Raw genomic sequence first — 21,666 nt, 5'->3', positions numbered from 1 at the left:
GTGTCTATAAGGCCATTAGCCTGCAACTAAGATCTCTATTTAGAATGACCCTTCTTGAGCCAGACAAAACAGCAGACTCAAGCAATGCTTGGGTGGTAAGCGCACTGGTAAGCAGAAGTTTTTTTAAGAAAAGAAAAAGCCTCCGTTAGGAGGCTAAGTCTTTGTTGTATATAGAGAAAAGTAGATGTGTCGCCAAAGTTATTGGCGGAGACGAGAGGATTCGAACCTCCGATCAGAGTTTTAGCCCCGATGCTCCCTTAGCAGGGGAGTGCCTTCGACCAGCTCGGCCACGTCTCCGTACTTCTTACTATTACAACGCCCCACAGTTTAACGGATAACCGCTTCTGAGGGGTTTATTGCGCTTTTTAACTTACTTCTGATCCAACTCAAATGCCTTGTGCAAGGCACGTACAGCCAATTCCATGTATTTCTCATCAATGACCACGGAGATCTTAATTTCGCTAGTAGAGATCATCAGGATGTTGATACCCTCTTCCGACAAAGTGCGGAACATCTTGCTGGCGATGCCAACATGAGAACGCATGCCTACACCCACCACTGAAACCTTAGAAACCTTTGGATCTCCAGAAATTTCTTTTGCTTCAATGTGTGCTTGAACTGTGTTCTTCAGAATGTCTAATGCTTTTTGATAATCAGCACGTGGCACTGTGAAAGTGAAGTCAGTCTTACCTTCTACAGATTGATTTTGAATAATGATGTCCACATCAATATTGGCATCCGCAATCGGGCCAAGGATTTGATATGCAATACCTGGGCGATCAGGAACTCCAAGAACGGTAATCTTCGCTTCATCACGCGCAAAGGCGATGCCGGAAATAACTGCGGCTTCCATAGTGCTGTCCTCTTCAAATGTAATCAAGGTGCCTGAGCTCATCTCATCAGCTAAAGGCATCAATGGGTCTGTCAAAGAAGACAGAACCCGGGTTTTAACTTTGTACTTACCTGCAAACTCAACTGAACGAATCTGCAATACCTTTGAGCCTAAGCTAGCCATTTCTAGCATCTCTTCAAAAGTAATTTTGTCTAAGCGACGTGCATCTTCGCAAACGCGTGGGTCAGTGGTGTACACACCATCAACGTCTGTATAGATTAAGCACTCATCTGCTTTTAAGGCTGCCGCCATGGCAACTGCCGATGTATCAGAGCCGCCGCGACCCAGTGTTGTGATGTTGCCGTTTGGATCTACGCCCTGGAAACCAGTGACTACAACAGCGCGACCTGCATTGAGATCTGCCAAGATTTTTTTATCATCAATGCTCTTAATGCGCGCCTTGGTGAAAGAAGAATCCGTATGAACTGTTACTTGCCAGCCAGCATAGCTAACCGCATCAATACCTTCGCGCATTAATGCCAGTGCCAATAAGCCAGAACTCACTTGCTCGCCAGTAGAGGCAATTTGATCTAATTCGCGTGGATTTGCATCTGGATTAATTTCTTTTGCAAGGCCAAGCAAGCGATTGGTTTCGCCTGACATGGCTGAAGGCACAACCACCACCTGGTGGCCAGCACGCATCCATTTAGCAACACGTTTGGCAACATTGGCAATGCGCTCAGTTGAGCCCATTGAGGTGCCACCATATTTATGAACGATAAGAGCCATAAAAACCGTTTATTTAACTATTTGTGACAGGGAAATCTTCCCTGAGGATCTAAAAAGGGCTTATTTTACAGGGTTTTGCACCCATTCTGGGAGCACGCGCCTGCCAGAGCTGGTTAGATGAGGGTAGCTAAGCCCAATACCCGCCACAGCGATCAATTCATCATTGATGTAGAGCAATGGTGCCTGACGCTCCCAAGGGGGGATATCAGCCTCTTGGTAGAGGTTTTTGAGGGTTTTACGTGGGGTATTGGCTTTTATCTGAATCTTCTCTGAGCCTAAACGCTCCTTGAGGATGATTTGATTATTAGCCTGAGCCTCTTTGACCCATTTAGCCGGGAGACCCAGTTGCTTAGAGTTGGTTGACAAGATTTTTAGAACCCAATGCCCCTCTTCTGAATTGGCAAGCTGCAACATTCCGCGCCATAGGTAGATTTTTCTTTGATCATGCAACCACTCTAGTTTGGCATCCACTTTAACTTTAGCGAGATCGCGCCACCATGCTTGTAAACGCTCTTGAGATGGCATAGTCAACTGCTGTGTCTGCAACCAATAGCGCAAGACGTTATTCGCTGCTGGCAAATCCATTTTTGCTAGCGCCAGTAGCGAATCCACCTTCAACTGACCTTTGCAAATGATGCCTTTGCCATCTTGATTTGCCAGTCGATTGAGTAAGGTTTGTGCCTCGCTCAATAATTCTGCGCTACGCGCCATATTGGCCAATGCTTCTGGCTGAATCTTTTCAAGCGCAGGAATAATTTTCTTGCGTACTGCATTGCGACGATATTTGGTGTCTTGATTACTGGGATCTTCGATCCATTTAAGCTGATGTTCTTTGGCATAAGCCTCTAGCTCTTGCCTGCTTTGATTTAAGAGTGGTCGCCAGAGAGTAATACTTGGAATGCCCGAGATCGCCCTACTTACTGGCATGCCAGACAAGCCCGCCACGCCAGAGCCTCGAAGGAGCTGTAAGAGTACGGTCTCTGCTTGATCGTTTTGATGGTGTGCTAGGAGGAGATCTTCAATGCCATACTCTTCACAAAGATCAGCAAGCGCTTCATAGCGTCCTGCTCTTGCCCTTGCTTCAACATTGCCACTATCTTGTTCTGAGTTGAGATGAAGCAATCGGAAATCAAAATGGATTTTGTATTTTTTAGCGAGCTTCTCGCAAAAGATTAACCAGTCATCTGCCGGTTTTTGTAAGCCATGATGAATGTGGAAAGCATAAATTTGATTTTTGGCTTGGTTCTTGGTTTGCGCTTTGCAAACGGTATCAAGCAATACAACCGAATCGAGGCCGCCACTCAGGGCAACCGCAATTCGTTTTCCTGACTTAGGACTTTGCTGTGATTTCCTTGAACTTGCCATAACTCATCAAACGCTCGTGACGACGCTCTAGTAGCGCATCTACTTTCATGCCATCGAAGGTTTTTAAAGATTCCGCAAGTGCTTTGCGCATATTGCTCATCATATTGTCGTAATCACGATGCGCGCCACCAATCGGTTCAGCCACAATCTTGTCAATCAGACCTAAAGCCTTCAAGCGTTGCGCTGTAAGCCCCAACTGCTCAGCCGCCTCGGGAGCCTTATCAGCAGTCTTCCAAAGAATAGAGGCACAACCCTCAGGGGAGATCACTGAGTAGGTTGAGTTTTGCAACATCAGCACCACATCACCCATAGCAATCGCAAGCGCCCCACCTGAACCACCTTCACCAATAATGGTGGCGATGATCGGAACCTCAAGCTCTGCTTGTACGTATAAATTGCGGCCAATCGCTTCTGACTGGTTACGCTCTTCTGCATCGATACCAGGGAATGCGCCTGGTGTGTCTACAAAAGTAAAAACTGGAATACCAAACTTTTCGGCAAGCCGCATGAGACGCATTGCCTTTCGATAACCCTCTGGACGACTCATGCCAAAGTTTCGCAGAGCGCGCTCTTTGGTGTCACGACCTTTTTGATGTCCGATCACCATGCATGGTTGATTATCAAAACGGGCAAGGCCGCCAATAATAGATTGATCATCAGCAAATGTACGATCGCCATGCAACTCATGAAAATCTGTAAATAAGGCGCTTACATAATCCAAGGTGTATGGACGTTGTGGATGACGCGCTACTTGAGAAACTTGCCAAGGAGTGAGATTGGCGTAAACATCTTTTGTTAGCTGCTGACTTTTTTCAGCAAGTGTTTTGATCTCATCGGAGATATCCACCGATGACTCATCTTGTACAAAACGCAGCTCTTCAATCTTTGACTCTAATTCGGCGATTTGCTGCTCAAAATCCAGGAAAGTCGTTTTCATAGCCTGATTTTAATATTCAACTGGGATTGGGTCGATACTTCTCCACATATACCAGGTGGCAACCGTACGCCACGGGGCCCAATTAGCAGCCACCTCACGGGCTTCATGGCGGCTGACAGGCTCTCCGCTGAAGTAATTGAGGGATATAGCCTTAATGAGGCCGACATCGTCCAAAGGCAGAATATCGGGTCGAATCATGTTGAAAATGAGGAACATTTCGGCAGTCCAGCGTCCAATCCCCCGAATTGAGCTCAATTCCTTAATAACACTCTCATCGTCCATATCCTTCCACTGATTAGCATGAAGGCGCCCAGAATCGAAGTGGTCTGCTAGATCGCGGATGTACTCAACCTTCCGACCTGATAATCCAGCGGCGCGCAATTCCTCTACTGAGAGCGCTAGGATATTTTTCGGGGTGACTTTCTTTTTGCTAGCAGCAACGACCCTATTCCAAACGGATTGTGCTGCCGCTACTGAAATCTGCTGTCCAACAATGGCTCTTGCCAAAGTGTTAAATGGATCGCCGCGGGTGACTAAAAAACCTGAACCATATTTTGGAATGAGTTTTTTGAGAATGCGGTCTTGCTTCATCAATTCTTTACAAGCTTGCTCCCAATACTCAGGAGCAACTTCCTCAAGAATGAGTTCAGCCTTTTCCGCTTTGGCTGATTTTTCTTTCGCCACTGTCATTAAGCCCTACGCCATTCTGTTAAGCCGCCGGGTTTATCTTCCAAAACAATTCCTTGTTCTAGTAAGGTTTTGCGAATTAGGTCTGCCTTAGCAAAGTCTTTAGCTTGTTTGGCAGCAACACGTGCTGTGATTTGCTCTTCAATTTGCGAAGGATTTAAGCCCGCTTGATCTTTAGAGCCCGCCTGTAAAAATACGGTGGGGTCACGTTGCAAGAAATTCAATGTCACACCAAGAGTTTTCAATGTGTTGGCAAGCAATTGCTTCTCTTCACCTTGTGCACGATTAACTTCACTAGCCAAGTCAAACAAGACAGCAATCGCTTCAGGCGTATTGAAATCGTCATTCATAGCGTCAGCAAAGCGCCTAGACCATAGATTATTTTGGTCTAGCTGAATTACTTTGGCTTTTGGGCCTTGCGCTAAGGCCGTATACAGGCGCGCCAATCCGGAACGAGCTTCCTCAAGCTGTGCATCACTATAGTTAATAGGGCTACGGTAGTGCGCCTTCAACATGAAGAAACGTAGAACTTCAGGATCAAAGCTTTTGAGCACATCTTTTATTAGGAAGAAGTTGCCCAGTGACTTAGACATCTTCTCCTCATTCACCCGAATGTGACCGTTGTGCATCCAATAATTCACAAAGGGAGCATCGTCCTCTTTGCGGTTCTTGCCGTACAAAGCGCCTTCACTTTGAGCAATTTCATTTTCGTGATGCGGAAACTGCAAGTCAGCACCACCACCATGGATGTCAAAGTGCTCGCCCAACAAGTCACATGACATTGCAGAGCATTCAATGTGCCAACCAGGACGACCTTCGCCCCATGGAGACTGCCAGCGGGTATCGGCTGGCTCTTCAGTTTTGGCGCTTTTCCATAAAACGAAATCCAAGGGATCACGTTTTCCGTCACCCACTGCCACGCGCTCTCCTGCATTCAATTCGTCCAGAGTTTTTCCGGACAACTGACCATAACGCGGCAATAAGCGCACAGCAAAATTCACATCGCCATCATTGGCTTGATAGGCCAATTCATTTTCAATGAGCTTGCCGATCATGCCTTGCATTTGCTGAATGTAATCTGTGGCGCGAGGCTCTTGATCAGGATGCATTAAACCCAACTCATCCGAGTCAGCATGCATGGCATCAATAAAGCGGTTAGTTAATGCAGAAATCGGCTCACCATTCTCAATGGCGCGATTAATAATCTTGTCATCAATATCGGTGATGTTGCGCACGTAAAGAACTTCGTAACCACTCGCCCTGAGCCAGCGAACTACCATATCAAAGACAATCATGACCCTGGCATGCCCAATATGACAAAAGTCATAAACCGTCATGCCGCAGACGTACATTTTCACCTTGCCTGGCACGATGGGCTTAAAGGCCTGTTTAGAACGGCTAAGGGTGTTATAGATTTGCAGCATAGAGCTATAAAGGTGGGGCAAGTAGCGCCAATTTGTTAGACTGAGCGCTGAGTATATCGAATGAGCCCGTTTCACACCCCTTCCTCTATGCCCCACAACGCCCTAGCGCCTCGCCCAGCCTTGAATAAGGTCTTTGCCCCAGTTTTTGCCGCATTGGCAACCCTGGCCCTATTGTCGGGTTGCAGCACCCCTGCCCAGCAGCGTGCTGATAATGAAATTAGGGCGCTAAATGCACAAGGGACAAGCGCATCACAAGGAGCGCCCCAGCCTTACTTAGGCGGTTACAGCCCAACCGACCCCCCAAGGCTTTCCGCCGACATGGGGTATGACCCATTAAACCCAGAGTTGTCTGAAACGGTTGCGATACCTTTTTTATCCTTCTTGATTATCGAGCCGGACCCCATTACTAAAAATGCAGTGCCTCCCGATATTGAGAAACTCATCAAGGCACGTAAGTACCAAGATGCTGTCACTCAAATTAATACCGATCTGAAAAAAACTCCGCGTAATGTGCAATTACGTTTTATAAAAGCGCGTTTACAAATTGAGATGCGCCAATTTGATCAAGCAAAAAAGACTTTGATTGAAATCACACAACAGTTTCCAGAACTTCCTGAACCTTATAACAATCTAGCAGCTATTGCTGCTAATCAAGGTCAGTGGATCGAGGCCAGAGATTATCTTGAGCTCGCACTTAAACTACGCCCAAGCTATGCCATCGCCTCAGCCAATTTAGGTGAAATCTATATCCGCCTTGGAGCACAGGCATATCAGGATGCAGCGAAGAGTGGGCAACTGAATCAACGCCAATACTCTAATCGCGCTAAAGCACTCTTGGATGTCTTGAAGCCTCCAGCAAAGCGTCCAATCAATCGCGCAGTGAACCCATCGCTAAACCCAACGGATTCATTGCCAAGCAATACCCCATCAACCAACCTTCCAGAAAGCAGATCCAATAATGGCGAAAGTTCTCCTAAAAACCAATAAGGGTGACATCACCCTCACCCTTGATGCTGCTAAAGCACCTAAAAGCGTTGCTAACTTTTTGCAATACGTTAAAAGTGGTCACTACGATGGAACCATTTTTCATCGCGTCATCAATAACTTCATGATTCAAGGTGGCGGCATGTCTGCCGGCATGAAACAAAAACCTACTGGCGCGGAAATTGAAAACGAAGCCAATAACGGCCTTAAAAATGATCGCTATACCGTAGCAATGGCCCGTACTAGCGACCCGCATTCAGCAACTGCACAGTTCTTCATTAACGTGAATGACAATGACTTCTTAAACCATACCGCTCCTAATGCTCAGGGCTGGGGTTATGCCGTATTCGGCAAAGTCACTGATGGTATGGAAGTTGTTGACACTATTCGCAAGGTAAAGACTGGTAGCTCTGGTTTTCATCAGGACGTTCCTGCAGAAGATGTTGTGATTGAGAAGGCCACTGTTCTCGAGGAATGATTCCGCATCACGCGAGCGCACTGCTCATATCAGACCTGCACCTCACGCCGTCAATGCCCTTGACGGCGCAACGCTTTTTTGACTTCTGTGAAAAAGAGGCTCCAAAAGTAGAGGCTGTATTTATTCTGGGCGACTTATTTGAATATTGGATAGGTGATGACGCTGCGGCACACTCCCCTTTTCAGCAGGAAGTACAGCGTGCGATCGCCAATCTTTCCACTAAAGTAAAAACGTATTACCTACATGGCAATCGAGATTTTTTAATTGGCCAAAGCTTTATTAAAAAGACTGGCATGACTCTCTTGCCAGACCCCACTACTGCTGAGATTGCCTCGAAGAAGTGGGTGTTGGCCCATGGAGATGCATTATGCACAGCAGATGTTGGCTATCAAATCTTTCGAGGGTGGGTAAGGAAGTCTTGGATTCAAAAAATCTTCCTAAGCCTGCCGCTCAATTTACGCAAGGGTATTGCTCAGCACCTTCGCAGCAATAGTCACGCGCAATACCAACAAACACAAGCATCAAGCGCTCATCGACTCAAGATGGATGTCACGAAACAAGCTTGTGGTGCAGTGCTAAGAGATCACTCAGGGGATTTATTGATCCATGGGCATACCCATATGCCAGCACACCATGAAGAGTCGATGGATGGCCAGCAGTGGCAGCGTTGGGTGTTATCTGATTGGGATCTTGATCACCCGGAAAGCGGTCGCCCGAGAGCGAGCGCCCTACTCATTGATGATGCCGGTACTCGCTATATCGATCTGATTAAAAACTAAACAGGTCGATTGCTCAATTCGATTTTTTAATTAAGAAGCAGAGTATTTAGAAAGTGTTTGCACCATCTGCGCAAAAATGCGCGGATTAGCCGCCATCACTTCACCGCTCTTTAAAAAGCCTTCCTCGCCCCGATAATTACCAATCAAACCACCCGCTTCAGTAATAAGCAAAGCACCGGCAGCCATGTCCCATGGCTTGAGATCACTCTCAAAGAAGCCATCGTAGCGACCTGCTGCTACATAAGCCAAATCTAATGATGCGGCACCTGGACGTCGCAGACCTGCACATTGGCGTGACATATCGGCAAAGATTTTTAAATATTTTTCTAAGTCTTGATCTTCGCGATACGGAAAGCCGGTTCCCAACAAAGAATTAGCTAAACGATCTTGTGCGGCAACACGCAAACGCCGACGATCTAAATATGCACCAGCGCCACGGGTAGCTGTAAATAACTCATCACGTGTTGGGTCATACACAACCGCTTGTTGAGTTACGCCATTAACCGCTAGCGCAATTGATACTGCGTACTGAGGAAATCCGTGAATGAAATTAGTTGTGCCATCAAGGGGATCAATGATCCATACATTTTCAGCATCCGCATTGCGCTCGCCAGTTTCCTCTGCCAAAAATCCGTGAGTTGGATAGGCTTCGCTGAGCGTTTCAATGATGGCTGCTTCTGCAGCTTTGTCCACCTCGGTTACGAAATCGTTATGTTGCTTGCGGTCAACCTGCAAGCGCTCCAAATTCAAGGAAGCACGATTAATGACTGTTCCAGCGCGACGGGCGGCCTTAATGGCCACATTTAACATGGGATGCATAGTATTGATGGACAAATTAAATAAGAACAAGCTCCTTGTAATGCCTACAACTAGGGTAAATTGCATGACAATACGAAGCTAACAGATTGATTCTAAACGATTAGCAATCATTGCACCCTATTAACCAGCTCATAGTTCCTTGATGAATATCGATACCTCCGCATTACTCCGCTGGGTTTTAGTTGAAACCAGCCACCCAGGAAACGTGGGGTCAGCTGCTCGCGCCCTAAAAACCATGGGTTTTAGCGATCTCAGGTTAATTAATCCAAAGCTCAAGGGTGTCGCCGCCAATCCCGAAGCCATAGCCCTGGCAAGCGGTGCCGCAGACGTTCTAGAAGACTCCATAGAGGGTGAATCCCTAGCTTCTTCCGTAGAGGGTTGCTCTCTGGTTTTGGGCCTCACTAGCCGTGACCGAGAATTTGGACCCCCCGCTATCGACTGGGAGTCTGCAAAATCATTGATTGGGGAAGTGGCCCATCGCGGAGGAAAGGTAGCCCTTCTCTTTGGCCCCGAAAGAACCGGGCTTGATAACGAGCATTTGGCTCTATGCACCCATAGAGTTTGGCTTGATGCCAACCCCGACTACCCCTCGCTCAATCTTGCCCAAGCGCTAATGGTATGCGCCTATACCCTTAGAGAAACGCTTACCCAGCATGACGGTAAACGCAATGGCTTAGCCAAGCGCGAAGAAATGGCTGATTTTGCCGATCCTGCAGCGGTTGCTGCGATGCTGGAACATTGGCGAGAAGGGCTTGAGGCCATCGGCTACTTAGACCCCGCCAACCCAAAGAAGCTGATGCCTCGAATACAAGCATTATTTGCCCGGAGTCGTCTGCATAAGGAAGAAATTGATCTGTTGCGGGGGATTGCAAAACAGATGCTCCTGAGAAAATAAGCACATCCCGTTAAAATCAACTTATGTCAAATCCATTCTTCGACCAAGTCGACTCCATTATTGCCAGAGACCCAGCAGCACGGAACCGTCTTGAGGTAATCACTTGTTATCAAGGTCTGCATGCAGTTTGGCTGCATCGCATCTCCCACTTTTTGTGGAACCTTGGTCTGAAATGGATCGCGCGCCTACTGTCCATGTTTTCTCGCTTCTTGACCGGCATTGAAATTCATCCAGGCGCCAAGATTGGTCGCAGAGTTTTCTTGGATCATGGTCTTGGTATTGTCATTGGCGAGACCACTGAGATTGGTGATGACTGCACGATTTATCAAGGCGTTACTTTAGGTGGTACATCGCTTTACAAAGGAATCAAACGACATCCGACACTAGGTAAAGGCGTGGTGGTGAGTGCGGGCGCAAAAGTGCTTGGTGGATTTACCGTGGGTGATGGTGCGCGCGTTGGCTCTAATGCTGTAGTACTCAAAGAAATTCCAGCAGGCGCTACTGCAGTTGGCATTCCTGCGCGCATATTGCATCCAGATTTACCACAAAGCGCCGATAGCAAAACAAAAGAATACTTTTCTGCTTATGGCATCACGCCTAATATTGATGACCCCGTATCAATGGCTTTAAAAGGTTTGATTGATGCAACGATTGAACAAGAAGCCAAGATCGCTGCGCTAGAAAAAGCCCTCGCTAAACTCAACAATACCCCCGACGGCATGGATGCCAGCTCAAGTGATACCAAACGTGATCTAGACGCTATTAAAGAATGGTTGAAGGAATAAGCTCTACTTTAGGAAGTTGCAAGGAAAAAAGGGATAGCGTGCTATCCCTTTTATTTTCTCCACAGGCATTTGAATTAATGTAGTGTGCGTGGCCCCGCGTTATTTTCACCTAAAGCGCCACCTGGAAACTCCTCATCGTCATCACCGTCGTCGTCATTAGGCATGCCGAATGAAAAACTCTCGCCACCTTCTGGATGGCGATTTTCAATTTCGTCATCAGTAGCAGCGCGAACATCTTCAACCTGAACCCAAAAACGCAAAGCCATACCGGCTAATGGATGGTTGCCATCTAACACCACTTGGTTATCGGCTACATCGGTCACGGTATAAATTAGCGGCTCATCATCTGCGTCATCTACTGCTGCATCTTCTTCTGCATCAGGAACGCCTTCGAACTGCATACCCACCTCAAGAGGCTCTGGAAAGCGTGTACGGGGCTCGATCTTCAAAAGCTCTGGATCGTACTCACCAAAAGCCTCATTAGGCTCTAACTGGATCGTGGCCTCATAGCCAATATCGTGTCCATCGAGCAAAGTTTCAATTTTCGGAAAAGTACCCTCATACCCACCGTGCAGGTATACCATCGGAGAATCTGGCTCTTCAATGACATTATTTTGTGCATCGGTAAGCTTATAACGAAGGGATACGATAGTATTTTTTTCAATCTTCATGCGGAATTTGTCGAACATTCGGTTTTAATCAGTTTCTAAAAGCATCTATATCTTTATGACCTCATTTTACTTGAGCAAACCCTATCAACCGCCCCAAGCCCCAGCAAAGCTCCCTCTAGGTAAGCCCTGGGCCTTATTTGGGGGCATTAGCCCTGATCAGTTCATGACGCAGTATTGGCATAAAAAGCCCCTGATGATCCGCGGGGCAATTCCCGCCTTCCCCCTATCTGCCCAGCAGGGAGAGCCACTTGATAGCCCTATTCCAGCAAATAAATTGCTGGAATTTGCATTAAATGAAGAGGTTGAGTCACGCTTAGTTAAAGCCAAGCCTTGGAGCTTTGACCAGGGTCCATTTTCTAAGCAATCAATACCGTCTTTAGATAAGACTAATTGGACCTTGTTGCTTCAAGGAATGGAGGCACACCACCCTGCAGCCGCAAAAATACTCTCTTGGTTTCGCTTTATACCCGATGCCCGCCTTGATGATTTGATGATTAGCATTGCTGGTATTGGTGGTGGTGTTGGTCCGCACTTTGATTCGTATGATGTATTTCTAATTCAAATGTCGGGCAGAAGGCAATGGCAGATTTCAGAACAAAAGGATTTGAGCCTGAACCCCAAATTACCACTGAAAATATTGCAGCACTTTAAGCCCGAAAAAGAGTGGATTCTAGAGCCCGGTGACATGCTGTATCTGCCTCCACATGTTGCACATGATGGCATCGCTTTAGATCCAGGCTGCCAGACATGGTCGGTTGGATTTCGCTCGCCCAGCTTTAAAGAATTACTTCAGGAGGGGCTATGGCGTTTAGCTGAGTCCCTAGAAGATAATCCAGAGTTAGAGCAAAAATTTGCAGATCCCAAACAGAAAGCAACTCACAGCGCTGAACAATTGCCTGAGGAGTTGATTCAGCAGTTGAGCTCCAAACTCAAAGCATTAAAACTCGATCAAATTAATAGTTTTTTACCTGGCATTACAAGCTACCTTTCCGAGCCTAAGCCACAAGCTATCTTTGAGCCCCCAAAAAAACCGTTAAACCCAAAGCAATTTCAGCAGAGAATTAACTCGGGCAAACTCAGTCCCCATCCGCAAACACGGATTTTGAGCCTCAACAGCCAGGTTTATTGCAATGGGGAAGACATGACTAACAAGCAAAGTTCCTCGATTACACGGGCCTGGCAGGCCCTATCTGGATCAAAATACCTTACCAAGACCAAACTCCAAGACCTTGATAAATCTAGTCTTTATGAGGCCTATTTATCAGGCTGGCTGACTTTTGAGGACTGATTACAGAGATGGATATAATAAATACTGGAAACTACTTAGGGATTATCCCTCGGTATATCCAAAGAACAATTACCGGTAATTGTTGTTAATTTTTTTAAAGGAATTTATAAATGAAGAAGTCACTCGTATTCGCTGCTATGTTAGCAATCGCCTTGGCCGCTTGCGGTAAAAAAGAAGAAGCAAAGCCTGTTGAAGCTGCTCCTGCTGCTGCTCCAGCCGCTCCTGCTGCTGAAGCTCCTGCTGCTGCTCCTGCTGCTCCAACTGCTCCTGCTGCTCCTGCTGCTGACGCTAAGAAGTAATCTTCTTCATGAAGAAAAAAAGCCGCTGAAAAGCGGCTTTTTTATTTGCTCTAAAAAAGCGAACTACCTTGAGAGCTGTTCCGTTAATAAGGTTAACAACTGAAATCCAGCAGGCGTATTTTCTGGCTTACCTTCGGCATTTTGCACAAACACACTGACAGAATTCTCACCCGCGCTCTTTAAAACAACCTGGTATTTTTTAGCCTTCAAGCTTGAATCGTCTTTGCTACTAAATAAGTTTGTAAAGAAGCCTTTGGTATCACCCAAATCTTTAGGATTGACGTAGCGTACGTAGTAAACCCCGGCAGTACGGTTTCGATCTTCCACGGTAAAGTTGGAACGATCAAGCGCCAACCCAACATCACGCCAAGAGCGGTCAAAGCTTACACCAAGCTCAATATGAGCCTGATTGGTACCATCCTGCACAAACTTTGCTTTAGGAGTCTTAGGGCCAAGCGGCACAGCAACCATTGCCTTCGCTTGTTCTTGAGTCATACCCAAACGCTCCATCAAGCGGGCCAAAAATGCAGCCTCAAGCTCAGGATCATTTGGGCGCGGAGTCCAAATAGTGGAAAGACACGCCTGCGTTAGATCACGAACACACTGCTCAACAGCGCCTCGTTGAGTAATGTAAATTTCAGTTTCACCCGGCTTACTTACCTCTAAACGTGTTTTATATTTATCCCGCTCGCCAGTGTCATATGCTGAATCCAACACTGCGCTCATTGTTGAACGAATAAAGTCTTGCGCAATTTTGGCGCGATTTTCAGCCCAGTCAGTCTCCATGATGCCAGTTGATGGTGAATCAACGACCAGTAAGAAGCCATTTTCTTGCCAAAAATCCTTTACCTGCGGATAAAGCTCAGGCGCTGGCTTTTCTACTACCAACCAACGTCGCTCACCATCTCGCGCAATCCGCATACCAGGAATACCGGTAAGGACATTACTACGCAGTTGTGAAGATTTCTTAACTGCAGCGTTGTATTCGGACATGGTGGCAGTGCCATCTTGAACGATGTAACGGCGATCTGCTTGCGCAGTAATTAAATCAGGAGGATATGACAGATTAGGGCCGCGTACGGCACCAGAGGACTTGTAGTCAACCGTGTCATTGCTAGTCACTGACTTGCATGAACTCAATACCGCAACGCCAAAAACAACTAAAGCAATAATCGATATGGATCGACGGACCGATTGAAGCAAATTCATCATAATAAGTTGGCCTGTTTTAAAGCTGCCTTTAATGGCTCACGAAGGGAATTGCTTAGGGGGGTTAATGGCAAACGTATGCCAGCAGTAATCTTGCCCATCTCATGTAAAGCCCACTTCACTGGAATTGGGTTTGCTTCTGTAAACATCGCCTTGTGAACTGCGATCAATTGATATTGAATTTCACGTGTTCGCTTCACATCATCGGACATAGCTGCAACACAGAGCTCATGCATTAATCGTGGCGCAATATTGGCTGTAACAGAAATATTGCCCTTACCACCCATCAACATCAACATTGCAGCCGTGAGATCGTCGCCTGAAAACACTGAAAAGTCTTGATGGCCAGCACGCTTTAAATCATTAATTAATAAGGTTCCGCGCTCAAGACTGCCGGTTGCCTCTTTGATTCCAATGATGCCTGGCACGCTCGCTAAGCGGACTACAGTATGACCAGCCAAATCTGCGACTGTTCTACCAGGCACGTTGTACAAAATTACCGGCAGATCTACTGACTCGGCAATCTTTTTGAAATGCGCATACATACCTTCTTGTGTAGGTTTGTTGTAATACGGCACTACTTGCAAGCTGGCATCGGCGCCAACTTGCTTAGCGTATTTAGTTAACTCAATCGCTTCAATAGTGGAATTACCACCAGTGCCTGCAATGACTGGAATACGCCCAGCAATCTGCTCCACCGTTACGCGAATCAATTCGCAGTGCTCTTCAACTGAAACTGTCGGGGATTCGCCACTGGTTCCCACAATCACAATCCCATCAGTGCCTTCTGCTACATGCCAGTCCAATAAAGAACGCAAGCTAGCGAAATCCAAGCTGCCATCCTCAAACATCGGAGTCACGATAGCCGGCATACTACCAGCGATGGGCTTTTTACTACCTTTGGAATGAGCTGTATTTGTCACCGAATATGCACCGATTTTTAGCTGTCTTAACCCTGAAATTGTAACGGAATGCGCTGTTTTGGCTCGCCTTTTACAGCACAAAGGCGCTGAACCATAGCTGGTTTGGGCTGATCGACATAAATGTCCTCATAAGCCACCACTTTGAGCACGTGGCGGGTTGCAAATGCGAGCAATTCCCCAGGATTTAAGAGGAAATTAGGGTTCGCGGGTTTGCCAAAATCCCCATTCCCCAAGGCGAAGGTTTCATAGATTAAGACACCCCCATCCACCAGCATTTGGGGTAATTGATCTAAGTGCGGGCGATACAGGTAATTCGTGACCACTATGCCGCTGAATTCAGAGTTCGAGAGAGGCCATTCAGTTTGCTCGAGATCACAACACTTTGGGGTGATGAGAGGATTATTTAAAGCTTGAACGGCTGAAATATCTTGGTCTATGGCTAACACCTGATGACCAGTATTTGCCAACCACTCGGAGTGGCGCCCTGATCCGCATGCTAAATCCAATACAACCCCACCTTTTGGTATGAGCGGAGAAAACCGCCTCACCCAAACGGATGCATTAGCAATCACATCATGCGGATTGTGCAAGGTCAATCCTCAATCGTAAGCAAGGCCCATCGACTCACGAACCTCACGCATGGTTTCTTGCGCAACTTTGCGCGCTTTATCGCAGCCATCAGCAATGATGGAGCGCAGCAAGCTCGGATCATCGAGGTATTTTTGAGCACGTTCAAACATTGGCTGTTGCTCAGCCAAAATCGCATCAATCACAGGTTGCTTGCACTCTAGACAGCCAATGCCAGCTGACTTACAGCCTTTATCAACCCACTGTTTGGTTTCCTCATTAGAGTAAACAGCATGTAATTGCCATACAGGGCAACGTGCTGGATCACCCACATCCGTTCTACGAACGCGCGCAGGGTCTGTAGGCATCGTGCGAATCTTTTTAATCACGTCTTCTGGGTTTTCTCGAATGCTAATAGTGTTACCGTAAGACTTAGACATTTTTTGTCCGTCAATACCAGGCATACGTGAGGCTGCTGTCAGCAACGCTTGCGGTTCAGGCAGAATTATTTTGCGAGCGCCTTCTAAAAAACCAAAGAGACGTTCGCGGTCAGCCATGGATAGGCTTTGCGCTTCTTGCAATAAAGCCTTAGCTTGCTCAAGCGCCTCATCATCACCGCGCTCCTGAAAAGCAACGCGTAATTCAGCATACATCTTGGCACGTTTGCTACCGAGCTTCTTGACAGCCTCTAGAGCTTTTTCTTCAAACCCTGGTTCGCGTCCATACAGATAGTTAAAGCGACGAGCCACTTCACGCGTCATCTCTACGTGAGGCACCTGGTCTTCACCCACAGGCACAAACTGCGCGCGGTAAATCAAAATATCTGCGGCCTGAAGCAATGGGTAGCCCAGGAAACCGTAGGTTTGCAGGTCTTTTTCCTTAAGCTTCTCAATCTGATCTTTATAAGTCGGAACACGCTCTAACCATCCCAATGGCGTTCCCATAGATAGCAATAAAAAGAGTTCAGCATGCTCAGGCACTTTACTTTGGATAAACAAAGTAGCTTGATTAGGATCAACGCCGGTTGCCAACCAGTCAATCACCATATCCCACACAGATTGTTCAATCACATCCGGAGTTTCATAGTGGGTAGTTAAGGCATGCCAATCAGCTACGAAAAAGAAGCAAGGGTATTCGGACTGCAAGCGCACCCAGTTCTTTAAAACGCCATGGTAGTGACCTAAGTGCAAATTACCGGTTGGGCGCATGCCAGAGAGAACGCGTTCAGCAAACATCTGTTTTCTTTTTCTAAGTAGTTAAAGGAGTAGTTAAATAAGGGATTCAGTGATCATTGCCTAATGAAAGGCGGACCACACTGGAGTGAGATGATCTGGCAAATGCGGCAAATTACCCAAATCAATATGACTTTCATTTGGATCATGAAAATCTGAACCGCGAGAAGCCAAGAAGCCATATTGCTGTGCAATCTTTGCAAAGGTTTTATATTGATCTGGGCTGTGACTACCAGTAATAACCTCAATCGCCAAGCCGCCTAGCTCTTTGAAGAGCTTATAGAGCTCATCCATTTGCATGGCGTTTAACCTACTGTAACGACCAGGATGAGCAATCACTGCTATGCCGCCTGCTGACTTAATCCAATTTACAGCATTATCTAGGCTAGCCCACTGGTGAGGTACATACCCAGGCTTGCCTTCAATCAAGTAATTTTTAAATACATGCTCGGTATTGCGACAAACGCCCTGCTCTACCAAAAAGCGCGCGAAGTGTGTTCTAGAGATGAGCTCATGATTACCGGCAAAATGCAGTGCGCCTTCATAGGCACCAGGTATTCCCACTTTGAGTAATTGCTCAGCCATTAGTTGCGCACGATTCGCACGACCATCACGAGTTTGACGCAAGCCCTCAATAATTCCAATATGCTCGGCATCAATACCAAGCCCAACAATATGAATAGTCTCACCCATCCAAGTGACAGAGATCTCCACACCAGCGAGGTAATCTATATTTAATGCGCTAGCTGCCTCACGGGCACGCTTTTGACCACCTAACTCATCATGGTCAGTCAGCGCCCACAAATGCACGCCATTCGCTTTGGCGCGTTCCGCCAATTCTTCAGGCGTCAAAGTGCCGTCAGAAATTACTGAATGGCAATGCAAGTCGGCATTTAGGGGTGAAAAGCTGCTCATGACCCTATTTTAGGTCAAGCTGGTATCAATTACCCGGCGCGGTGCATCTAGGTAGTCACGAGACTGCATCTCAATCAAACGGGACACGGTTCTTGAGAATTCAGCGGTAATTTGACCTTCTGTGTATAAATCCGGGGCCGGAACCTCAGCGGAGATGATGAGCTTGATCTTATGGTCATAGAGGACGTCAATTAACCAAATAAAGCGACGAGCCTCATTAGTCATTCTGGGTGGCATATAGGGCACCCCCGACAGAATCACCGTATGGAACTGGTTAGCAATCTCTAGGTAATCATTTTGTGAGCGTGGACCGCAGCATAGGGTTTTAAAGTCAAACCACACTACACCGTCAGCCATGTGTAATGGACGCAATTCACGGGACTCAATATTTAAGACGGGATTACGCGCTTCATTTTGATTGCCAATGAGTGTTTGGAACATTTGACCAAGCGTTGCCTGAGTTTCTGCATTCACGGGAGTTAGATAGGCTTCCACTTGCGCCATTTGCACACGACGGTAATCGTTGCCAGCATCCACATTCAATACATCAAGTTTTTCTTCCAACAACTTAATAGCTGGGATTAATCTATCGCGATGCAAACCATTGGGATAGAGTTGGTCTGGGCGATAGTTTGATGTCATCACAAATTGCACGCGGTCTGCAAAGAGTGCATCGAGCAAGCGATACAAAATCATCGCATCAGCGATGTCATTAATATGGAACTCATCAAAACAAATGAGGCGATAGCGATTTGAGATGCGCTTTGCCAACTCATCCAATGGATCGGATAAGCCAGATAACTCATGGAGTTCGCGGTGAACTTCGCGCATGAACTCATGAAAGTGGATGCGGATCTTTTTTTCTAATGGTGAGGCTGCGTAAAAACAGTCCATTAAGAAAGACTTGCCGCGGCCTACTCCACCCCACAGGTAAAGACCGCGAGGAAGCGTTGGTTTAAAGATCTTTTTCTTGAGAGTGTTACTGCGGATTTCTTTATAAGCAATCCATTGATCTTCACATTCCTGAAGTCGCTCAACAGCACGAAGCTGCGCGGGATCACTTTGATACCCGCGCGCTTTTAACTCTTGTTGGTAAAACTCAATGGTTTTCAATTACATATTTAATGCACGTGAGTCTGTCGCCAATGCTGCTTCGCGCATCACTTCAGACAAACTTGGATGTGCATGACAGATACGAGCAATATCTTCTGCTGCTGCTTTGAATTCCATTGCAACCGCTGCTTCAGCAATGAGGTCAGAAGCATTGGCGCCAATGATGTGAACGCCAAGAATCTCATCGGTCTTAGCATCTGCTAACACTTTGATGAAACCATCGGCGCGACCCATGCCTAAAGCACGGCCGTTAGCAGCAAATGGGAACTGACCTGCTTTGTATGCAATACCAGCCTCTTTAAGCGCTTGCTCTGTTTTACCAACCCATGCAATCTCAGGATCAGTGTAGATAACCCAAGGAATGCAGTTGTAATCGATATGTGGTTTTTGGCCAGCAATTACTTCAGCAACCAAGACGCCTTCATCTTCTGCTTTATGCGCCAACATCGGTCCGCGAACCACGTCACCTACAGCGTAAACACCAGGAGCTGCAGTTGCACAAGTGTGGTCATCAATAGGAATGAAGCCACGCTCATCTACTTTAAGACCAATTTTGTCTAAACCTAATTTATCGGTGTTTGGTACGCGACCAACAGAAACAATTAAGCGATCACATTCCAACTTAGCAGCTTTACCAGCGCTGTCAGTGTAATTAACAACTACACCCTTCTTGTCAGCTTTCACATCGCCAATTTTTACGCCAGTATTGATGCTCAAACCTTGCTTAGCAAACAACTTTTGCGCTTCTTTAGCGATGCTGATATCACAGGCACCCAAGAAGGATGGCATTGCTTCAAGCACGGTCACCTCAGCGCCGAGACGGCGCCATACAGAACCCAACTCCAAACCAATTACGCCAGCACCGATTACACCCAATTTCTTAGGGGCAGAATCAAACTTCAAGGCACCTTCGTTATCGCAAATCAATACGTTATCTACAGCGATGCCTGGAAGATGGCGTGCCTTAGAACCAGTTGCAATGATGACATTCTTACCGGTCACTGTAGTTTTGTCTTTGCCATCAATTTTGATTTGATAGCCATCAGCGCCCTTACCTTCAAATGAAGCGTGGCCTTTTAACAATGTGATTTTGTTCTTGCGGAACAAGTACTGAATGCCACCAGTCATCTTGGTAACGATGTCATCTTTACGAGCGATCATCTTCTTGGAGTCAATACTCACTGCACCCACTTTAATTCCGTGATCAGCGGCATGATGGTTAATCTTCTCGAATTCCTCAGAAGAAGCCAACAAGGCCTTAGAAGGAATACAGCCAACGTTCAAGCATGTACCACCCAAACGTGGCTCGCCCTTAGGATCATCATAAGAACTTGATTCTGCACAGGCAACCTTGAAGCCAAGTTGCGCTGCACGGATTGCGGCAATGTAGCCGCCAGGGCCACCACCGATTACTACTACGTCAAAAGCTTGGCTCATGATCTTCCCTTCTTACAAATCAAGGAGAAGACGTGAAGGATCTTCCAAAGCATCCTTCATGGCAACTAAACCAAGCACAGCCTCACGGCCGTCAATGATTCGGTGATCGTATGACAAAGCAAGGTAGTTGATTGGGCGAACAACTACTTGACCGTTTTCAACAACAGCACGATCTTTAGTAGCGTGGATACCCAAAATAGCGGATTGTGGTGGGTTGATGATCGGAGTGGAGAGCATAGAACCGAATACGCCACCGTTAGAAATGGAGAATGTGCCGCCAGTCAACTCTTCAATAGACAACTTACCTTCGCGAGCTTTAGTGCCAAACTCAGCAATCTTCTTCTCGATGTCAGCCAAGTTCATTTGGTCGACGTCACGCAGAATTGGAACTACCAAGCCACGTGGTGAGCTCACAGCGATACCGATATCAAAGTAACCGTGGTAAACGATGTCATTGCCATCAACAGAAGCATTCAAGAGTGGGAATTTCTTCAAGGCGTGTGTTGCTGCCTTAACAAAGAAGGACATGAAGCCTAACTTCACACCATGAGTCTTCTCAAACTGATCTTTGTATTTATTGCGCAGTGCAATCACTGGGCCCATGTTGACTTCATTGAATGTAGTCAAGATAGCGTTGTTTGCTTGGGACTCAAGCAAACGCTCAGCAATACGGGCTCGCAAGCGGCTCATTGGAACGCGCTCTTCTGGGCGATCGCCAGTTGGAATTGGTGCGCTTGGCAATGCAGCAGACTTAGCGCCACCTGCAGAAGCATTCAATGCATCACCTTTGGTGATACGGCCATCACGTCCTGAACCAGCAACTTGTCCAGCGTCAACACCCTTCTCCGCCAAAATTTTGGCAGCTGAAGGAGCTGCGGCTGCGCCAGCTTTGGCTGCAGGAGCGGCTGCTTTAGCAGGCGCTGGAGCTGCAGCAGGAGCTGCGGCTGGTGCAGGTGCGGCAGCGGCAGGAGCTGCGGCTGCAACGGCAGTGCTGTCGATCTTCGCGATCAATTGCTCGGCAACAACAGTGCCGCCATCAGCAACAACGATTTCTGTCAAAACACCGGCAGATGGAGCTGGGACTTCGAGAACTACTTTATCTGTTTCGATTTCGATCAAGATCTCGTCTTGACCAACAGCGTCGCCAACCTTCTTTTTCCATTGCAATAAAGTTGCTTCAGCAACTGACTCGGAGAGTTGTGGAACTTTAACTTCGAAAATAGCCATGATTAATCCTG

At 46.9% G+C, this 21,666-nt stretch carries 22 protein-coding genes and 1 tRNA gene; 7 read left to right on the top strand and 16 right to left on the bottom strand.

Going from position 1 to position 21,666, the window contains the following annotated elements; all coding sequences use genetic code 11:
- Positions 1–202: 202 nt before the first annotated feature.
- From ICW03_RS04585 to cysS, 6 genes are all read right to left on the bottom strand, one after another.
- Positions 203–297: transfer RNA gene (locus tag ICW03_RS04585), tRNA-Ser, on the bottom strand.
- A 73-nt stretch (positions 298–370) separates the two neighbouring features.
- Positions 371–1,621 carry an aspartate kinase gene (locus ICW03_RS04580; protein ID WP_215349538.1) on the bottom strand — a complete coding sequence of 417 codons (1,251 nt, stop codon included), beginning with the start codon at positions 1,619–1,621 and terminating at the stop codon, positions 371–373.
- Between the two features lie 60 nt (positions 1,622–1,681).
- A complete protein-coding gene (tilS, locus tag ICW03_RS04575; RefSeq protein WP_215349535.1) occupies positions 1,682–2,986 on the bottom strand; it encodes a tRNA lysidine(34) synthetase TilS in 1,305 nt (434 codons plus the stop codon).
- Positions 2,952–3,923 (bottom strand): acetyl-CoA carboxylase carboxyltransferase subunit alpha, encoded by a 972-nt coding sequence (locus ICW03_RS04570; protein ID WP_215349532.1) that lies wholly within the window; start codon positions 3,921–3,923, stop codon positions 2,952–2,954. Before ICW03_RS04570 ends, tilS begins: the two co-directional genes overlap by 35 nt.
- 9 nt (positions 3,924–3,932) lie before the next feature.
- Positions 3,933–4,613: a DNA-3-methyladenine glycosylase gene (locus tag ICW03_RS04565; protein ID WP_215349529.1), complete on the bottom strand. Its 681-nt coding sequence runs from the start codon at positions 4,611–4,613 to the stop codon at positions 3,933–3,935.
- On the bottom strand, positions 4,613–6,034 hold the full coding sequence (cysS, locus tag ICW03_RS04560; protein WP_215349527.1) for a cysteine--tRNA ligase: 1,422 nt from the start codon (positions 6,032–6,034) through the stop codon (positions 4,613–4,615). Before cysS ends, ICW03_RS04565 begins: the two co-directional genes overlap by 1 nt.
- An 87-nt stretch (positions 6,035–6,121) precedes the next feature.
- Between cysS and ICW03_RS04555 the strand changes: the two genes are divergently transcribed.
- From ICW03_RS04555 to ICW03_RS04545, 3 genes are read left to right on the top strand one after another with little or no spacing between them, the layout of a single operon-like run.
- The gene (locus ICW03_RS04555; RefSeq protein WP_251374466.1) at positions 6,122–7,021 is read left to right on the top strand and encodes a M48 family metallopeptidase; all 900 of its coding nucleotides are present in this window, start codon (positions 6,122–6,124) and stop codon (positions 7,019–7,021) included.
- Complete coding sequence (locus tag ICW03_RS04550; RefSeq protein ID WP_215349521.1) at positions 6,993–7,496, top strand: peptidylprolyl isomerase; 504 nt, start codon at positions 6,993–6,995, stop codon at positions 7,494–7,496. Before ICW03_RS04555 ends, ICW03_RS04550 begins: the two co-directional genes overlap by 29 nt.
- Positions 7,493–8,275 carry a UDP-2,3-diacylglucosamine diphosphatase gene (locus tag ICW03_RS04545; protein WP_215349518.1) on the top strand — a complete coding sequence of 261 codons (783 nt, stop codon included), beginning with the start codon at positions 7,493–7,495 and terminating at the stop codon, positions 8,273–8,275. Before ICW03_RS04550 ends, ICW03_RS04545 begins: the two co-directional genes overlap by 4 nt.
- Before the next feature lie 30 nt (positions 8,276–8,305).
- On the opposite strand, the gene ICW03_RS04540 is transcribed toward ICW03_RS04545, so the two are convergent.
- On the bottom strand, positions 8,306–9,094 hold the full coding sequence (locus ICW03_RS04540) for an inositol monophosphatase family protein (RefSeq protein WP_215349515.1): 789 nt from the start codon (positions 9,092–9,094) through the stop codon (positions 8,306–8,308).
- A 142-nt stretch (positions 9,095–9,236) separates the two neighbouring features.
- Here ICW03_RS04540 and ICW03_RS04535 point away from each other — a divergent pair, with 142 nt between their 5' ends.
- Both ICW03_RS04535 and cysE read left to right on the top strand, forming a co-directional pair.
- Entirely contained in the window at positions 9,237–9,989 is a 753-nt protein-coding gene (locus ICW03_RS04535) for an RNA methyltransferase (RefSeq protein WP_215349513.1), read from the top strand.
- A 23-nt stretch (positions 9,990–10,012) separates the two neighbouring features.
- On the top strand, positions 10,013–10,774 hold the full coding sequence (gene cysE / locus ICW03_RS04530; protein ID WP_215349510.1) for a serine O-acetyltransferase: 762 nt from the start codon (positions 10,013–10,015) through the stop codon (positions 10,772–10,774).
- A gap of 74 nt (positions 10,775–10,848) precedes the next feature.
- Here the strand turns inward: cysE and ICW03_RS04525 are convergent, their stop codons facing one another.
- Positions 10,849–11,445, bottom strand: coding sequence for a peptidylprolyl isomerase (locus ICW03_RS04525; RefSeq protein ID WP_215350184.1), 597 nt, complete (start codon positions 11,443–11,445; stop codon positions 10,849–10,851).
- A gap of 55 nt (positions 11,446–11,500) precedes the next feature.
- On the opposite strand from ICW03_RS04525, the gene ICW03_RS04520 reads away from it, so the two are divergent.
- Positions 11,501–12,733 carry a cupin domain-containing protein gene (locus ICW03_RS04520; protein ID WP_215349507.1) on the top strand — a complete coding sequence of 411 codons (1,233 nt, stop codon included), beginning with the start codon at positions 11,501–11,503 and terminating at the stop codon, positions 12,731–12,733.
- Between the two features lie 110 nt (positions 12,734–12,843).
- Entirely contained in the window at positions 12,844–13,032 is a 189-nt protein-coding gene (locus ICW03_RS04515; RefSeq protein WP_215349504.1) for a hypothetical protein, read from the top strand.
- A gap of 63 nt (positions 13,033–13,095) precedes the next feature.
- On the opposite strand, the gene bamC is transcribed toward ICW03_RS04515, so the two are convergent.
- The 8 genes from bamC to odhB all read right to left on the bottom strand — a co-directional run bounded on the left by bamC (position 13,096) and on the right by odhB (position 21,655).
- On the bottom strand, positions 13,096–14,241 hold the full coding sequence (gene bamC / locus ICW03_RS04510; RefSeq protein WP_215349501.1) for an outer membrane protein assembly factor BamC: 1,146 nt from the start codon (positions 14,239–14,241) through the stop codon (positions 13,096–13,098).
- Positions 14,241–15,113, bottom strand: coding sequence for a 4-hydroxy-tetrahydrodipicolinate synthase (gene dapA, locus ICW03_RS04505; protein WP_215350182.1), 873 nt, complete (start codon positions 15,111–15,113; stop codon positions 14,241–14,243). Before dapA ends, bamC begins: the two co-directional genes overlap by 1 nt.
- A 77-nt stretch (positions 15,114–15,190) precedes the next feature.
- The gene (locus ICW03_RS04500) at positions 15,191–15,754 is read right to left on the bottom strand and encodes a bifunctional 2-polyprenyl-6-hydroxyphenol methylase/3-demethylubiquinol 3-O-methyltransferase UbiG (RefSeq protein WP_251374465.1); all 564 of its coding nucleotides are present in this window, start codon (positions 15,752–15,754) and stop codon (positions 15,191–15,193) included.
- 9 nt (positions 15,755–15,763) lie between these two features.
- The gene (locus ICW03_RS04495; RefSeq protein ID WP_215349498.1) at positions 15,764–16,966 is read right to left on the bottom strand and encodes a tryptophan--tRNA ligase; all 1,203 of its coding nucleotides are present in this window, start codon (positions 16,964–16,966) and stop codon (positions 15,764–15,766) included.
- Between the two features lie 60 nt (positions 16,967–17,026).
- The gene (locus ICW03_RS04490) at positions 17,027–17,878 is read right to left on the bottom strand and encodes a 3',5'-nucleoside bisphosphate phosphatase (protein ID WP_215349496.1); all 852 of its coding nucleotides are present in this window, start codon (positions 17,876–17,878) and stop codon (positions 17,027–17,029) included.
- 9 nt (positions 17,879–17,887) lie between these two features.
- On the bottom strand, positions 17,888–18,991 hold the full coding sequence (gene zapE, locus ICW03_RS04485; protein ID WP_215349493.1) for a cell division protein ZapE: 1,104 nt from the start codon (positions 18,989–18,991) through the stop codon (positions 17,888–17,890).
- On the bottom strand, positions 18,992–20,428 hold the full coding sequence (gene lpdA / locus ICW03_RS04480; RefSeq protein WP_215349491.1) for a dihydrolipoyl dehydrogenase: 1,437 nt from the start codon (positions 20,426–20,428) through the stop codon (positions 18,992–18,994).
- Positions 20,429–20,440: 12 nt separating this feature from the next.
- Positions 20,441–21,655 carry a 2-oxoglutarate dehydrogenase complex dihydrolipoyllysine-residue succinyltransferase gene (odhB, locus tag ICW03_RS04475; RefSeq protein ID WP_215349488.1) on the bottom strand — a complete coding sequence of 405 codons (1,215 nt, stop codon included), beginning with the start codon at positions 21,653–21,655 and terminating at the stop codon, positions 20,441–20,443.
- Positions 21,656–21,666: the final 11 nt, after the last annotated feature.

The sequence above is a fragment of the Polynucleobacter sp. MWH-Aus1W21 genome (assembly GCF_018687275.1).
Taxonomy (GTDB): domain Bacteria; phylum Pseudomonadota; class Gammaproteobacteria; order Burkholderiales; family Burkholderiaceae; genus Polynucleobacter.
This window is presented reverse-complemented; position numbering and strand designations above follow the sequence as displayed.

What these genes read in the sequence shown, in the direction of transcription:
- ICW03_RS04580 (WP_215349538.1), bottom strand. Translation starts at nt 1,621, where the DNA reads ATGGCTCTTATCGTTCATAAATATGGTGGCACCTCAATGGGCTCAACT.
- tilS (WP_215349535.1), bottom strand. Translation starts at nt 2,986, where the DNA reads ATGGCAAGTTCAAGGAAATCACAGCAAAGTCCTAAGTCAGGAAAACGA.
- ICW03_RS04570 (WP_215349532.1), bottom strand. Translation starts at nt 3,923, where the DNA reads ATGAAAACGACTTTCCTGGATTTTGAGCAGCAAATCGCCGAATTAGAG.
- ICW03_RS04565 (WP_215349529.1), bottom strand. Translation starts at nt 4,613, where the DNA reads ATGACAGTGGCGAAAGAAAAATCAGCCAAAGCGGAAAAGGCTGAACTC.
- cysS (WP_215349527.1), bottom strand. Translation starts at nt 6,034, where the DNA reads ATGCTGCAAATCTATAACACCCTTAGCCGTTCTAAACAGGCCTTTAAG.
- ICW03_RS04555 (WP_251374466.1), top strand. Translation starts at nt 6,122, where the DNA reads ATGCCCCACAACGCCCTAGCGCCTCGCCCAGCCTTGAATAAGGTCTTT.
- ICW03_RS04550 (WP_215349521.1), top strand. Translation starts at nt 6,993, where the DNA reads ATGGCGAAAGTTCTCCTAAAAACCAATAAGGGTGACATCACCCTCACC.
- ICW03_RS04545 (WP_215349518.1), top strand. Translation starts at nt 7,493, where the DNA reads ATGATTCCGCATCACGCGAGCGCACTGCTCATATCAGACCTGCACCTC.
- ICW03_RS04540 (WP_215349515.1), bottom strand. Translation starts at nt 9,094, where the DNA reads ATGCATCCCATGTTAAATGTGGCCATTAAGGCCGCCCGTCGCGCTGGA.
- ICW03_RS04535 (WP_215349513.1), top strand. Translation starts at nt 9,237, where the DNA reads ATGAATATCGATACCTCCGCATTACTCCGCTGGGTTTTAGTTGAAACC.
- cysE (WP_215349510.1), top strand. Translation starts at nt 10,013, where the DNA reads ATGTCAAATCCATTCTTCGACCAAGTCGACTCCATTATTGCCAGAGAC.
- ICW03_RS04525 (WP_215350184.1), bottom strand. Translation starts at nt 11,445, where the DNA reads ATGAAGATTGAAAAAAATACTATCGTATCCCTTCGTTATAAGCTTACC.
- ICW03_RS04520 (WP_215349507.1), top strand. Translation starts at nt 11,501, where the DNA reads ATGACCTCATTTTACTTGAGCAAACCCTATCAACCGCCCCAAGCCCCA.
- ICW03_RS04515 (WP_215349504.1), top strand. Translation starts at nt 12,844, where the DNA reads ATGAAGAAGTCACTCGTATTCGCTGCTATGTTAGCAATCGCCTTGGCC.
- bamC (WP_215349501.1), bottom strand. Translation starts at nt 14,241, where the DNA reads ATGAATTTGCTTCAATCGGTCCGTCGATCCATATCGATTATTGCTTTA.
- dapA (WP_215350182.1), bottom strand. Translation starts at nt 15,113, where the DNA reads ATGCCGGCTATCGTGACTCCGATGTTTGAGGATGGCAGCTTGGATTTC.
- ICW03_RS04495 (WP_215349498.1), bottom strand. Translation starts at nt 16,966, where the DNA reads ATGTTTGCTGAACGCGTTCTCTCTGGCATGCGCCCAACCGGTAATTTG.
- ICW03_RS04490 (WP_215349496.1), bottom strand. Translation starts at nt 17,878, where the DNA reads ATGAGCAGCTTTTCACCCCTAAATGCCGACTTGCATTGCCATTCAGTA.
- lpdA (WP_215349491.1), bottom strand. Translation starts at nt 20,428, where the DNA reads ATGAGCCAAGCTTTTGACGTAGTAGTAATCGGTGGTGGCCCTGGCGGC.
- odhB (WP_215349488.1), bottom strand. Translation starts at nt 21,655, where the DNA reads ATGGCTATTTTCGAAGTTAAAGTTCCACAACTCTCCGAGTCAGTTGCT.